Source organism: Myxococcus sp. XM-1-1-1, from assembly GCF_020037095.1.
Lineage (GTDB): Bacteria > Myxococcota > Myxococcia > Myxococcales > Myxococcaceae > Myxococcus > Myxococcus fulvus.
Genome location: NZ_JAIQDH010000002.1, coordinates 569,158 through 582,215, shown reverse-complemented (window position 1 = coordinate 582,215; position 13,058 = coordinate 569,158). Strand labels below are relative to the sequence as shown.

Below are 13,058 nucleotides of genomic sequence, written 5' to 3'. Positions count from 1 at the left end.
GACACCGCACCGGCCCCGAAGCTCAGGAATGGACACAGCATCGGACAGCCACCGCTGTCCCCAGGGTGGAGCCGGGCGAGCAGGGCCCAGCTCGACAGCCCCTGGACGTCACTCGCGCTACAGCCAGCTCTCGGAGGCCACGCCCAGTCCCGCCAGCACGCGCTCCGCGGCCTTCACCCCGAACCAGTTCGCCTCCTCGAAGAGGGCCAGTCCCCCCAGGTCCGTGTGCGCGAAGTGCAGGCTGGGCCCCAGGCTCTCCTGCGCGGCCTGGCGCTCCGGCCCCCAGATGAAGCCGGGCGTCGGCCGCACCATGGCGTGGCCCCAGCGCTGGACCTCCAGCCGCTGCGCCTGCGCGGAGATTCCCGGGTGCGCGGGGCGCAGGTCCGCCATGACGAGCGCCTCCCAGTCCGCGTAGCTGGCGGAGAGCGCCTTCTCCCGCTCCGCCTTCACGTCCCCGCCCGCCATCGGCAGGTACCACGTGAGCACCGTGGGGCCGTTCTCGTCCTGGCGCAGCCGCTGGTGCGTGGCCACCACGTAGCCCAGGCTCTTGCTCTCCTGGAACACGTTGTCCCACGCGAGCGGGAAGCCCCGGGACACAGGCGGCGAGGACAACGTCAGGTTCGCCACCACCCACGGCGCGTAGGTGAACGCGGACAGCCACGCGGGCCGCTGCGCGCGCCACGGCGCCACCACGTGCGCGGCGATGAAGCGGGGACACGTCAGCACCACCTGACGCGCCTGGAAGGAGCGCGGCTGGCCCGTGCGCGCATCCAGCGCGTCCACGCGGCACCCCTTCACCGAAGGCGTCACGGTGTGCACCAGCACGTCGCGCTCCACCGCGCGCGGCGGCAGCGAGCTCGACAGCTGTTGGACCAGCCGTCCGTTGCCCTCGGGCCAGCTCAGGAAGCCCTCGCTGCGCTCGCCCTGCCCGTCCTGGCGCGCGGCGAAGTACCAGATGCCCGCCCACGCGGAGACGTGCTCGGACGTGGCGCCGTAGTCGTCGCGGCACGCGTAGTCCACCAGCCACTTCAGCCGCGTGGAGTGGAAGCCCTCGCGCTCCAGCCATTGGGCCATGCTCAAGGCGTCCAGCGCCGTCCACTCCGCGTCGTCGCTGGAGCGAGAGGTGGGCACCGCGAAGGCCTTGCGCCCCTTCGCGTCGCGCGCGGCGGCGAAGGCGTTCATCCGCGCATCGAAGCGCTCCAGCTCGGCCAAGTCTGCGGCCGTGGCGCCCACGCGCAGGTAGAGCCCCTCGTACCAGTGGCCCCGGTAGAAGTGGCGCTCGTCCGGCTCCTGGATGAGCAGCGTCTCCTCGAACGTCGGCAGGCCCTGCGCGTCCACGCCCGACACCGCGCCCATCTCGCGCAAGAGCCGCACCACCGGGCCCCGGTCCTCCGTGGGCGCCGGCAGGTAGTGCGCGCCCCAGGGGAAGGACGTCACCGCGTTGCGCCCGGAGCGGGACGTACCGCCGACGTCCGCCTCCAGCTCCACCACGCGCACGTCCTTCACGCCCGCGCCCATCAGCCGCCACGCGGCGGACAGGCCGGCGATGCCGCCGCCCACCACCAGCACGTCCACCGGCTCCACCGTCTGGGCGACAGGAAGCGGGCCGCCGCGCAGCTTGTGGCCCACCTCCACCGCCCGGTCCACCACGGCGCCGGGGATGGGCGCGCGGGGAGCGTCGCGCTTGCACGCGCTGGCCACCGCCGAGCCGAGGAACGCGGCGATGAGCTCCCGCCGCGTCAGTTCCACCGCCGCCACTCCTCCTCGTAGTAATGCACCAGCACCTGGTTGTTGAGCCGGTTCACCTCCGTGGGCAGCGGGCCCATGTCCGGAGGGAAGCGCGTCAGCGACTCCAGCGTGGGCAGGTCCAGGAAGCGCAGGCCCTCGGGCAGCGCGCGGTGGTGCCCGGGCGCCTCGTGCGCCACCAGCACGTAGCCCCACTCACCGAAGGACGGCACCAGCGCGTGGTAGGGCTCCGTCCAATAACCCGCGGCCCTGAGCGTGTTCTCCACGCACCAGAAGGAGCGCCGCGCGAACAGGGGGCTGGTGCTCTGCACCACCGCCACGCCGTCGGGCGCCACCCGCTTCTTGAGCAGCTTGTAGAAGCCCGTGGTGTACAGCTTGCCCAGCGCGAAGTTGTTCGGGTCCGGGAAGTCGACGATGACCACGTCGTACTGCTGCGTCCCCTCCATCAGGAACTGCATCGCGTCCGTGTTGATGACGCGCATGCGCGCATCCGTCAGCGAGTGGTGGTTGAGCTTCACCAGCTCGTCGAAGCGCATGGCCAGGCCCGTGATGGCCGGGTCCAGGTCCACCAGCGTCACGGAGCGCACCTCCGGGTAGCGCAGCACCTCGCGCGCGGCCAGCCCGTCGCCGCCGCCCAGGATGAGCACGTGCTCCACCTTGCCCGCGCGCACCATGGCCGGGTGCACCAGCGACTCGTGGTAGCGGTACTCGTCCAGGCTCGCGAACTGGAGGTTGCCGTTGAGGAACAGCGAGAAGCCCCGCTTGCCGCGCGTCAGGATGATGCGCTGGTACGGTGAGCTGGACGCGTGCACCACGTCGTCCGCGTAGAGCTGGTCCTCGTAGAACGTCGTCAGCCTGTCTCCCAGCGCGAAGCCCACCACCAGGAACACCGTCAGCACCACCGCCTTGATGCGCAGGCGCAGCGGGTTGCCCAGCAGCGGCGCCAGGAGCCACGTGCTCCACAGGCCCACCGCCGCGTTCAGGATGCCGAACAACAGTGACGTGCGCACCAGCCCCAGCTTGGGCACCAGGAGCAACGGGAACGCGACGCTCGCCGCCAGCGCGCCCAGGTAGTCGAGCGACAGCACCTGGCTGACCAGGTCCTTGAACTTCAGCTGGTCCTTGAGGATGCGCAGGAGGAGCGGAATCTCCAGCCCCACCAGCGCGCCGATGACGATGACGCTGCCGTACAGCGCCACCTGGAACATGTCCGTCAGCGTGAAGGTGAGGAACAGCACCGGCGCGCAGATGCCGCCCAGGAGCGCCACCGCCAGCTCCACCTCCACGAAGCGCTGGGCCACCCCCTTGTCGATGTAGCGCGACAGGTAGCTGCCGATGCCCATCGCGAAGAGGTAGCCACCGATGACGGTGGAGAACTGGGTGATGGAGTCGCCCAGCAGGTAGCTGGCCAGCGCCCCGACGACGAGCTCGTAGACGAGCCCGCACGTCGCGATGACGATGACGGTGATGTACAGCAGCGTCTTGTTCACGTCGTCACTTCACGGCCGCGTCGGTGGGCCCGACGGCAAAATCCTCGTCAACCACCAATGGCCGCGGCCACGATGATGGACAGGCCGAGGATGAACGAGCCGATGACGATGCCGACCGCCGTGTTCTGGTCGACCTCCAGCTCCTTGTGCACGTCGAACGGCATGATGAGGCGGATGACGTAGAAGCCCGCCACGAACACCGCCAGGCCGATGAGCGAATAGATGACGCTCGCCAGCACACCCTGCCAGCTCACGACGACGCCGAGTAACAGCATCACTTCCCTCCCTGAAAACCACCAGTCCACAGCAGGATGCCGCCCGGGCCGCGCTTCACGGTGCCCGGCACCCGGTCCTTCTCTTCACGCGTGAACGGCGACCACGCGGTCAACATCATGGTCGCGTACGCCGCGAGCACCACGCCTCCGAACCACTTCATGCCCCGCCTCCGTGTCGTGCCATCGCGAGCCTAATGATTGCCCAGGTTGCTGTCCGCCCACCTGCGCGTCTCGAAGTTGTGCGAGCGGAAGAACGCGAACACCGGCCCCAGCAGCAGCAGCACCAGCGCCACGCAGAACCAGCTCCCGTTGGGCACGTCGTGCACCAGCTTCACGTGGTAGCCACGGTCGACCGGCTGGGGTGACGCATCGAAGGACGCCGTGGTGCGCAGCACGTACTTCCCCGCGGGGAGCGCGGACAGGTACAGGCTCTCGCTCGGGCTGCCCTCGGACCAGGAGCCGTCGCTGTCCTGGCCATAGTAGTAGCTGAGCTCCTGGTAGAAGCTCGTCACGTCGCCGGTGTCCTGGTTCACCAGGTCGCCCTGCACGCCAATCCAGCTGTTGCCCAGCCCCGAGGACAGCTCCACCTTCACGTTGCCGCGCTTGGTCAGCTCGAACGGCGCGCTGAAGCGCGTGGCGGAGGGCGTGTTGGACATCGCCTCCGGGGGCAGCTTGACGCCTTCCTCCAGCACCACCCGGTTCAGCGCGCTGATGGAGAAGAAGCCCGACAGCACCAACAGCCCCAAAAACCAGATGAAGGACCACAGGAAGGTGGACTTCATCCGCTCGGAGAAGGGGTTGGGCTGGCTGGGCTGGATGCCCTCGGGCGAAGGCAGTTTCTCCAGGTTGAAGGCCTTCTGGATGACCTCCGGCGCCAGGTACTCGCCATGCGTGTACGTCACCTCGTCCTCGGTGGCGTCCACGTTGAGGGAGTACGGCGGATTCACGTACTCAGTGGCCTCGGCGGACTCGCCGGCCTGCACCTTCCAGTAGAACTCGCCCTGCACCGTCTCCGTCACCGCGTGCACGTTCTGGAAGGCCTTGTAGCGCCGCTTGTCGAAGAAGGCGGACGTCAGCGGGGCCAGCGACACGTCACCGGCGGCCACCGGCTCCAGGAACACCCAGTGGCCGTTGGAGTTCATCAGCCAGACGAAGCCCTTCGCCCGGTGGTACAGCAGGTACTCCTCCCACGGGTAGCGCACGCCCTCCACCGTGCACGAGCGCACGAGGAAGCCGATGCACATCCACTCCGTGTTCTTCAGCGTCCCCTTCGCGCCCAGCGGGATGAGGGGCGGATGGTCGGGCTTCTCGAGCAGCCGCAGGAAGGACAGCTTGCCCTTCCGCACATCCAGCAGCGCGCCGCAGAACGGGCACGCCACGCGCAGCGACTGGTCCGGCGCGCGCAGCTCCAGCGGGCCGTTGCACTCGGTGCAGCGCGCCTGCTGCAGGTCCACCTTGCGCTTCGCGCGCGGGCGCAGCTGGTCGGCGGGGATGCCGAGCTGGTCGAGCTTGAGCCGCTCCCCGATGAAGACCTCCGGGTCGCGGTGGCGGGTGCCGAAGTCCAGGGTGAGGAAGGCGCCGTTGGAGCCCGTGGCGTCGACGTAATAGGAGTCCTGCGTGGGGTCCACATCGCTGGGGAGCTGCCCCTCGGCGGCCACCACCGTGCCGTGGCCGCGCTCCTCCACCACCCAGACGCGGTTGCGCAGCTTCAGCCGCTGGCCGGGGTGCATGTCCTCCAGTTGGAGGCCCTCCTCCACGCCGCCGTCGAGCAGCAGGTGGAAGGCGCCCTCGGACTCGCTCATCCACGCGGCGCGGCCGTCGTCGAACTCCACGTACCACTCGTCCCACGGGCCCGCGCCATGGTCCTTCTGCAGGTGGCCCACCACCCGGAAGCCCGTGCGCGCGTAGCGCCCCTCCGCGCCCAGTTGGAGCGGGGAGTCGGTGGGGACGATGCGGCCAATCTTCCCGTGCGACTCGAAGTCATCGCCCTTGCGGGCCACCACCGTCTGGCAGTGTCCGCACACCACGACCTGCGCCGAGCCGGCGGTGAACTCCACGTCCGCGCCGCACGACGGACACCTCCCCTGACTCACGCCATCACCCCCCGCTTCAGCTCACGCACCTCGCATGAGGCCGCGCCCAGGCGCCTGGCCAGCAGCGACTCGAAGTCGGGCCGGGAGCGCGGGCGGCAGCAGTAGACATTGAGCGCGGCGAAGCCATGCTCGGGGAAGGTGTGGATGGCCAAGTGGCTTTCGGCCAGCAACGTCAGGCCGGTGATGCCCCCGGGCTCCGGGAACACGTGCCACTGCGGCTGACCCACGACCTTCAGGTCCAGCAGGACGATGAGCTCCTCGAAGAGCGCCGCCAACGCGGCCGCGTCCTTGAGCAACCCAGGCGAGCAGCCGCTCGCGTCAACGAGCCATTCCTGTCCGGTCGTCAGCTTCGAAGTCCTCCCGCCTCTGCCCACCTCTTTAGCACGAGCCCCGACGCACGAAAGCCGCTCGTGCCCCCGGGGCGCCCCCTCGTTGGCGTCCGGCCCGCGCTTGCCGCTACGCTCCGCAAGTGAAATGACGCAGCCGTCGCCCCCCGAAGTGCCCGTGTCCCCCATCCCCACGCCCTCTCCGGAGCGGGAGCCCGGGGCCATCGCCCGGCTGACGCGAGGTCTGAGAGGACTTCCCGCCGCGCCGCGCTGGTGGGGACCGGGCTGTGGCGGCATGGCTGGCTGGCTCCTGAACCTGCCGGCGGGCGCGCCTCCGTCGGTGGACCTGACGCCGCGCTTCCACGCGCTGCTCGCGCGGGTGCGGGACGGCGAGCCGGTGTTGCCGGTGGAGGCGTGGCGTCACCAGTACGTGCTGGTGCGGGGGATGCTGGGCGACGAGCTGCCTGGGTACCTGTTGGACAACGTGCAGCGGCTGGAGCGCCGGGGCCTGGACGTGCGCGAGGCGCCGGTGGACACCGAGGGGCTGCTGCTCGACAACGTCGCGGTGCTGCGCGAGGCGCTGCTGGACGCGGCGCACTTCGGGCGCTCGGTGGTGCTGGTGGGCCACAGCAAGGGCGGCGTGGAGTGCACGGCGGTGCTCGCGCTGTACCCGGAGCTGCGCCGCGTGGTGCGCGCGGTGGTGACGCTGCAGGCGCCGTACGGCGGCTCGCCCATCGCGCACGACCTGTCCACCACGCCGGAGATGCGCAGGCTCATCGACTTCGCCTTCCCGCTGCTGTTCCACGGGGTGTCGCGCTCGGTGGAGGAGCTGTCCTACACGAAGCGCATGGAGTTCATCCGCCGGCACCCCTACCCCCTGGACATCCCCACGGTGGCGCTCGCCACCTCGCGCCTGTCGAGGCTGTCGTCGCTCTACGCGCTGCAGCGCTACCTGGACGAGCGCTACCAGTACGCTTCCGACGGCATGGTGACGGCGCTGGACGCGGAGGTGCCGGGGGCGGGCCTGGTGCGGCTGTCGGACATGGACCACGCGGAGGCCGCGCTGCGCGCCTTCCCGGGCTTCAGCCGCTACCACCCGGGGGACCTCACCGAGGTGATGGTGGCACTGGCGCTCGAGCCCCGCTGAGGGGGATTGTGCCCTGCGGTGGACGTCCGGGGCGGGGGGCGACGAGACGTCCTGGAATCCGGCGCGGGTGGGGGTAATCTGCGCCGCCCATGACCTTCCGAATCCTGACTGCGCTCGTGCTGAGCCTCTCCCTCGCCGCTTGCAAGGACTCCTCCGACAAGAAGGAGCCCACCGCGGCCACGCCCACCCCGCCCGCCGCGACGAAGCCCGCGGACAAGCCCGTCGCGGCCACGCCGCCCCCCGCCGCCCCCGAGGCCACCGGAGAGTGGACCAAGAAGGTCCAGGCCGGTCAGGACCTGCTGGCCACGATGGAGACGAACCAGGGCACCATCGAGCTGCGCCTGTTCTCCAAGGACGCGCCGCTGACGGTGGCCAACTTCGTGGGCCTGGCCACGGGCGAGAAGCCGTGGAAGGACCCGAACACGGGCGAGCAGGTGACGGGCCGGCCGCTGTACAACGGCGTCATCTTCCACCGCGTGATTCCGAACTTCATGATTCAGGGTGGCGACCCCACGGGCACCGGCCGCGGTGACCCGGGCTACCGCTTCGCGGACGAGTTCCAGAGCGGCCGCACGTTCAACAAGACGGGCCTGCTCGCCATGGCCAACGCGGGCCCGGGCACCAACGGCAGTCAGTTCTTCATCACCACGGCGGTGACGGACTTCCTCAACAACCGCCACACCATCTTCGGCGAGGTGACGAAGGGCTACGACGTGGTGGAGAAGATTTCCAAGGTGAAGACGGGCCCCGGTGACCGGCCGGTGGAGCCGGTGGTCATCCAGAAGATCACCCTGGCGGACGCGCCGGCCACGGCCGGGGCGAAGTGATGAGCCCGCCCAAGCTGCGCCGCGTGGCGACACGCCTGGGCGAGCTGGACTGCCAGGTGGTGGACGGGCTGTCCGAGGGCGCCACGCCGGAGCTGGTGGTGGTGCTCTGCCACGGCTTCGGCGCGCCGGCCACGGACCTGGTGATGCTGGCGCCGGAGCTTGTCGGGCTGGAGGCCTCGCTGGCCGGGCGCGTGCGCTTCGTGTTCCCTGGGGCGCCGCTGTCGCTGGCGCAGTGGGGCATGGCGTCCGGACGTGCCTGGTTCCATCTGCCCGAGTCCATCATGCGCGGGCAGCAGCGGGACTGGGACACGTATGGGAAGAGCGTCCCGGAGGGCCTGCCCGCCGCGCGCCGCGCCGTCACGTCCGTGGTGGACGCGATGTCGACGGCGACGAAGCTGCCCTACAACCGCATCGTCCTGGGCGGCTTCAGCCAGGGTGGCATGGTGACGACGGACGTGGCGCTGCGGCTGGAGGAGTGCCCCGCGGGGTTGTGCATCCTGTCGGGCACGCTGCTGGCGGAGGCGGAGTGGACGCAGAAGGCCAAGGCCCGTCAGGGGCTGCCGGTGTTCCAGGCCCACGGTCGCCATGACGACGTGCTGCCCTTCGCGGCGGCCGAGCGCCTGCGCGACACGTTGGTGAAGGCGGGCCTGTCCGTGGACTTCTTCCCCTTCGACGGGCCGCACACGATTGACGAGGGCGAGCTGACGCGCCTGGCCGCGTTCCTGAAGGCCCGACTGGGAGGCTGACGAGGGCATGTACCACGCGAAGCAGCTCACGGTGTCCACGCGGGGACGGGGCTTCACGGACATCACCGCGGACGTGCGCACAGTGGTGGAGCACAGCGGCCTGGAGCAGGGGCTGTGCACCGTGTTCCTCCATCACACCAGCGCGTCCCTGGTGTTGAGCGAGAACGCGGACCCGGATGTGCGCCGGGATTTGGAGGCCTTCTTCGCGCGGCTGGTGAAGGACGGGGACCCGCTGTTCGTCCACGACGCGGAGGGGCCCGATGACATGCCGGCGCACGTGCGCACGGTGCTCACGCAGAACTCGCTGAGCATCCCCGTGAAGAACGGCGCGCCGGACCTGGGGACGTGGCAGGGCGTCTACGTCTGGGAGCACCGCACGTCGCCCCACCGCCGACGCGTCACCGTGTCGGTGGTGGGCTGAAGCGACTGTGATTCAGCGCAGGCCGCGCGTGCTGGCGACGACGCGCGCCTTGCGCTCCTTCTGGGGCTTCGGGGGCAGGCTCGCCTGTCCCCGGATGCGCACCCACGAGCCGGGAGACTCCGGCGTGGCGTGCACCATGGACCAGCCGGTGGGGACCTCGGGCGCGGCCCAGGTGTAGAGGAGCCGGGCGTCGCGCGGCGAGAGGTTGACGCAGCCGTGGCTCGTGGGCTCGCCGAAGCGGTCGTGCCAGTAGGCGGTGTGCAGGGCGTAGTCGCGCTCGAAGAACATGGTCCACGGCACGGTGGCCACGCGGTAGGTGTCATTGCCCGCGGTGCCGGAGCCGGTCATGTCGGCCTCGGCGAACTTTATCCAGACGCGGTAGAGGCCCTCGGGCGTGTCCGTGCCGGGCTTCCCGGAGGAGACGAGCGTGGCGTACACGGGGCGCTCGCCCTCGTAGGCCACGAGCACCTGCGCCTCCAGGTCCACGTCCAGCCAGCGCTCGCCGGGCTCGACGCCGGGGGGCGCGTGGGTGAACCAGGCCACGTGCAAATCGTCCCGTGACACCCAGTGGTCCTCGGAGATGAGCACCCAGCGGCCATCGGGGGACAGCTCGCGCACGGCGACGAGCGTCCTCGGAGGGAGCACCGTCTCGGGCGCGGCCTTCTCGTCGGGGGCGACGCGGACGACGACGGGCGCGGTGGGCTTGAGGCGTGACTGGGCCCAGGCGAAGGGCGAGGAGAGCTCGGACATCTGCTCCGCGTCCACGCCGACGAAGGCCGAGGGCCGGTACTCGCGCAGCACCCGGGCTTCCAGGTACTGGCCATCCGTGGTGCGCCAGAAGGTGCGGCGTCCCACGCGCACCTGTCCGCGCAGCTGCACCGTCACCGAGCCCTTGAGGAGCACGCCCTTCCTGCGCGCGCGGGCCAGGGCGAGGCTGGGGTAGGCGCGCACGCGCTTGCCGACGACGCGTGCGTAGGTGCCGGGGGTGAGCTCGCCCTCGCGGAGGCGGGGGAGGTCGCGCACGCGGGGCTCGCGGAAGTTCTGCTCCAGGTAGCGCTCGCAGACCCAGCCGCGCGGCTGGATTTCGACCCAGGCCTCGCACTCGGAGCTGCGCATGGCCGTCTCGCTCTTCCACAGGACGCGCATGTCCTGGGCCACGGTGCCCAGGGGTGGGGAGCTCTGACGCGGCTCGGAGCGCACGGCGATGGAGCGGAGGACGCGCAGCGAGCCGGCGTCGGGCTGGTAGGGAATGGCGACGGGCTCGGAGCCCGCGTCGGGGCTGGTGGAGGCGGTGGGTTCGGAGTCCTCGCCGTCGAGCCCGAGGGAGGGGTCGTCGAGCACGAGGCTGGTGTCCTCGAGGGGCTCACCGTCGGGACCGAGCACGAGCTCTTCGCTCGGGTTCTTCCGGTCGGGGATGACGACGAGCTGCTCGGCGGGTGGCGGCGCGTCCGTGTCTTCTTCGAGGGGGAGTTCCTGACGCTCGGGCTTCGGGGTGGCGCTGAGCTCGGGGTCGATGGAGAGCGAGGGCTCGTGGCCGGCGGAGGGGGCGTCGGAGTGCGGGGGCTGCGTGGCGACGACGGGACGCGAGGGACCGCCATCCGTGTCGAGCACCGGCGCCGTGCGGTTCCAGGCCGCGAGCAGCTCGCCTGGTGTCGCGGCGGTGACGGGTGTGCCTCCGTCGACCGGGGGAACCACCGAGGAGGGTTGCGCGGAAGGGACTGTCGTATCGGCCCGAGCCGTGTCGCCGAGTGCGGAGGGATTCGCCGCCCCCAGCCCGGATGGGGCACCGTTCACACTGACTGGCGAAGACGCTGTTTCGCTCGGTGTGGCCGTACTGTTCGCGAGGCCCTGGGCAGAGGAAGGATTCGCGAGAGGCGCAGCTCCAGGCTGCGTCGGTCCGCCGCCTTCGAGTCCGCTCGAGGGTCCCATCTCGGTGGCCGTCGGCGCTGCTCCGCCGCTGTTCGCGCCACCTGGAACAGCTCCGAGCCCGTTCGCGGCGGAAGGCGTCCCCGCTTCATCACGCGCGGCGTTCGCTGCTATCGGGCCAGGAGGTGTGACGGTGCCCGCCGGACCGGGCTCCTCCGTCTTGGACGAAGGCGTGCAGGCGATTCCAGGAAGGAGAAGGGCGAGCTGAAGCCAACGTCGCATGTGGACGACACGGTACGAGGGCTCGCCCGCTTGCTCAACGTCGTCCGAGGTGGGGCCCCCTGCGCACGACTCCGCTCGGGTGCGTAATCCGTGCCGCCACGACGGTGGATGTCACATGTAACGGAATGGAGCCTCCCGCGCCCCCACCCGCACGAGTGGAAACCCGTATGCACCGTGAGACCCGAGACATTGTCTCACGGTGAAACAGCCCCCACGCCCAGGTCAGCGCAGCACCCCAATCAGCTCGACAGGAAGCGCGGTTCCCGAGGGCCACAGTACATACGTCGCGCCCCGCGAGTGCTGCCACGCGCGCCACAGCTCCTCGCGCTTGTACGTCACCGACACCGTCTCGTCCGTCTTGAAGGCGGGGTCGTTGCACACGACGTCCCCCTCGGGCGTGAAGCCCTTGAGCACGATGAGGTGGCCATCGGAGCTGCGCACGGGTGAGCCGGTGAGCTCTCCCTCTTCGTAGGCGATGCTGATGCTGACCGGGATGCCCGCGGCGATGAGCCGCTCCACCTGCGCGAAGCCATCCAGCCGCAGCACCGCGCCATGCAGCGCGCCGTCCCCCATCGCCGAGGCATAGGCCGTGTTGAAGACCCAGTTCCCCGTGCCCTTGTAGACCCAGTCATACGTCCGGTCCGCCGACGAAGGCACCGTGGTCACCAGCTCCGGCCGTCCCAGCCTGCGCCCCCAATACGCGAGCAGCATCGTGGTGGACGTCGGCGAGCACCACACCGGCCCACCGTCCGGGTACAGCATCTGCGAGTGGCCGGGCACCTCCAGCACCGTCCCCCAGACGCTCCGGTCCCCACCGCCATCCCACGCGCCCCCCTGCTTGTCGCTCACCGCCGCCGACAACGCGCGCACACGCGGCGTGGCCTCCGGGTTGGACGAGAACAGCCACACCGTCATCCGCAGCGCGTCCGCGCGACGCTTGAGGTTGAGCGTGTCCGTGAACACCTGACCGTCCGCGTCGCCCTGTCCCTCCACGCTGTGCCGGGCCACGGGCTCCTTGTCGAAGGCCCACACCCCAAGGTGGTAGTCCTTCGTCCAGACGCCCTCGATGCGCGCGGCCAGCGTCACCTTCACCCACGTGCCCGGCGGCGTCAGCGCATCGAAGGACGGGATGACGCTGTTGAAGCCCCCTGGCACGAGCTGCACCTCGGAGACGGCGCTCCCCAGCCGATAGGTCGCCTCGTGGTAGCGCGTGCTCCCATCCTCCAACCGGCCCGCGGGCACGGGCACGTTGGCGGTCCGCGCCGAGGCCTCCAGCACGAGCGCACCGTCCGCCGTCACCGCCGTGCCCTCGCGGGTGAAGCGCTCGAAGTCGCGCTCGCTCGCGCTGCGCCGCCACAGTCGCGCCGGAGCCCCCGGTTCCTCCACGGGCAGCTCCTCGCGCCCCTTCTGCTGCGAGACACAGGCGGTCTGCGTGGAGGTGATGAGGAGGGCCAACGTCGACAGGGAGCGCGCGTTCACGGTCCGGAGTCTGCGAGGGCTCCACGGCTCCAGACAAGGCGCATCGCAGCGACACGCTCCATCACCGGACAGCTCGCATGCACCCGGAGCGGCCCTTGGCAGGCGCAGCGGAACACCCGATGACGAACGAGCGCTCGGAGCGCCTCACACCCCGGCGCGCGCTCGGGCGCCGCGCCTTCGCGACGGCATGAGAGCGCCCCGCGCCCCCCACCCCGGCACTACCGCATGACGGCGCCGACCTACGCGCCACCGCATACGGCCCCGCGCACCGCACCTCAACGCTCTCGCGAGCGCCTCGACAGGCGCGATGCACACGGTCCTTCACGCACAACGGTCTCGACGAGAAAGCGGCCGAGCCGC

12 protein-coding genes are annotated in these 13,058 nt (G+C 70.5%); 4 read left to right on the top strand and 8 right to left on the bottom strand.

Features of this window, described 5'->3' with window-relative positions:
- Positions 1-117: 117 nt before the first annotated feature.
- The 6 genes from K8640_RS06430 to speD are packed head-to-tail and all read right to left on the bottom strand — an operon-like array spanning position 118 to position 6,119.
- A complete protein-coding gene (locus K8640_RS06430; RefSeq protein WP_223746255.1) occupies positions 118-1,749 on the bottom strand; it encodes an FAD-dependent oxidoreductase in 1,632 nt (543 codons plus the stop codon).
- Complete coding sequence (locus K8640_RS06425; RefSeq protein ID WP_223746254.1) at positions 1,740-3,236, bottom strand: polyamine aminopropyltransferase; 1,497 nt, start codon at positions 3,234-3,236, stop codon at positions 1,740-1,742. The genes K8640_RS06430 and K8640_RS06425 overlap by 10 nt, the downstream gene beginning before the upstream one ends.
- A gap of 47 nt (positions 3,237-3,283) precedes the next feature.
- Entirely contained in the window at positions 3,284-3,511 is a 228-nt protein-coding gene (locus K8640_RS06420; RefSeq protein WP_046711323.1) for a DUF350 domain-containing protein, read from the bottom strand.
- Entirely contained in the window at positions 3,511-3,672 is a 162-nt protein-coding gene (locus K8640_RS06415; protein ID WP_223746253.1) for a hypothetical protein, read from the bottom strand. Before K8640_RS06415 ends, K8640_RS06420 begins: the two co-directional genes overlap by 1 nt.
- A gap of 30 nt (positions 3,673-3,702) precedes the next feature.
- Complete coding sequence (locus tag K8640_RS06410; RefSeq protein WP_223746252.1) at positions 3,703-5,604, bottom strand: DUF4178 domain-containing protein; 1,902 nt, start codon at positions 5,602-5,604, stop codon at positions 3,703-3,705.
- Positions 5,601-6,119, bottom strand: a complete 519-nt coding sequence (gene speD, locus K8640_RS43065) for an adenosylmethionine decarboxylase (RefSeq protein ID WP_223746251.1) — start codon at positions 6,117-6,119, stop codon at positions 5,601-5,603. Before speD ends, K8640_RS06410 begins: the two co-directional genes overlap by 4 nt.
- Here speD and K8640_RS06400 point away from each other — a divergent pair.
- From K8640_RS06400 to K8640_RS06385, 4 genes are all read left to right on the top strand, one after another.
- Positions 6,109-7,077 (top strand): lipase, encoded by a 969-nt coding sequence (locus K8640_RS06400; RefSeq protein WP_223746250.1) that lies wholly within the window; start codon positions 6,109-6,111, stop codon positions 7,075-7,077. The genes speD and K8640_RS06400 overlap by 11 nt on opposite strands.
- 89 nt (positions 7,078-7,166) lie before the next feature.
- On the top strand, positions 7,167-7,904 hold the full coding sequence (locus K8640_RS06395; protein WP_223746249.1) for a peptidylprolyl isomerase: 738 nt from the start codon (positions 7,167-7,169) through the stop codon (positions 7,902-7,904).
- Positions 7,904-8,650 (top strand): alpha/beta hydrolase, encoded by a 747-nt coding sequence (locus K8640_RS06390; protein WP_223746248.1) that lies wholly within the window; start codon positions 7,904-7,906, stop codon positions 8,648-8,650. The genes K8640_RS06395 and K8640_RS06390 overlap by 1 nt, the downstream gene beginning before the upstream one ends.
- 7 nt (positions 8,651-8,657) lie before the next feature.
- A complete protein-coding gene (locus K8640_RS06385) occupies positions 8,658-9,071 on the top strand; it encodes a secondary thiamine-phosphate synthase enzyme YjbQ (protein ID WP_223746247.1) in 414 nt (137 codons plus the stop codon).
- A gap of 12 nt (positions 9,072-9,083) precedes the next feature.
- Here K8640_RS06385 and K8640_RS06380 read toward each other — a convergent pair whose 3' ends face one another.
- Together K8640_RS06380 and K8640_RS06375 are read right to left on the bottom strand one after the other, a co-directional pair.
- Positions 9,084-10,766 (bottom strand): L,D-transpeptidase family protein, encoded by a 1,683-nt coding sequence (locus K8640_RS06380; protein ID WP_223746246.1) that lies wholly within the window; start codon positions 10,764-10,766, stop codon positions 9,084-9,086.
- 675 nt (positions 10,767-11,441) lie between these two features.
- Positions 11,442-12,698, bottom strand: a complete 1,257-nt coding sequence (locus K8640_RS06375) for a C39 family peptidase (RefSeq protein WP_223746245.1) — start codon at positions 12,696-12,698, stop codon at positions 11,442-11,444.
- Positions 12,699-13,058: the final 360 nt, after the last annotated feature.

Bases quoted from the DNA above. Each gene is read 5' to 3' on its own strand.
- K8640_RS06395 (WP_223746249.1), top strand. From the start codon at position 7,167: ATGACCTTCCGAATCCTGACTGCGCTCGTGCTGAGCCTCTCCCTCGCC.
- K8640_RS06420 (WP_046711323.1), bottom strand. From the start codon at position 3,511: ATGCTGTTACTCGGCGTCGTCGTGAGCTGGCAGGGTGTGCTGGCGAGC.
- K8640_RS06385 (WP_223746247.1), top strand. From the start codon at position 8,658: ATGTACCACGCGAAGCAGCTCACGGTGTCCACGCGGGGACGGGGCTTC.
- K8640_RS06390 (WP_223746248.1), top strand. From the start codon at position 7,904: ATGAGCCCGCCCAAGCTGCGCCGCGTGGCGACACGCCTGGGCGAGCTG.
- K8640_RS06415 (WP_223746253.1), bottom strand. From the start codon at position 3,672: ATGAAGTGGTTCGGAGGCGTGGTGCTCGCGGCGTACGCGACCATGATG.
- speD (WP_223746251.1), bottom strand. From the start codon at position 6,119: ATGGGGGACACGGGCACTTCGGGGGGCGACGGCTGCGTCATTTCACTT.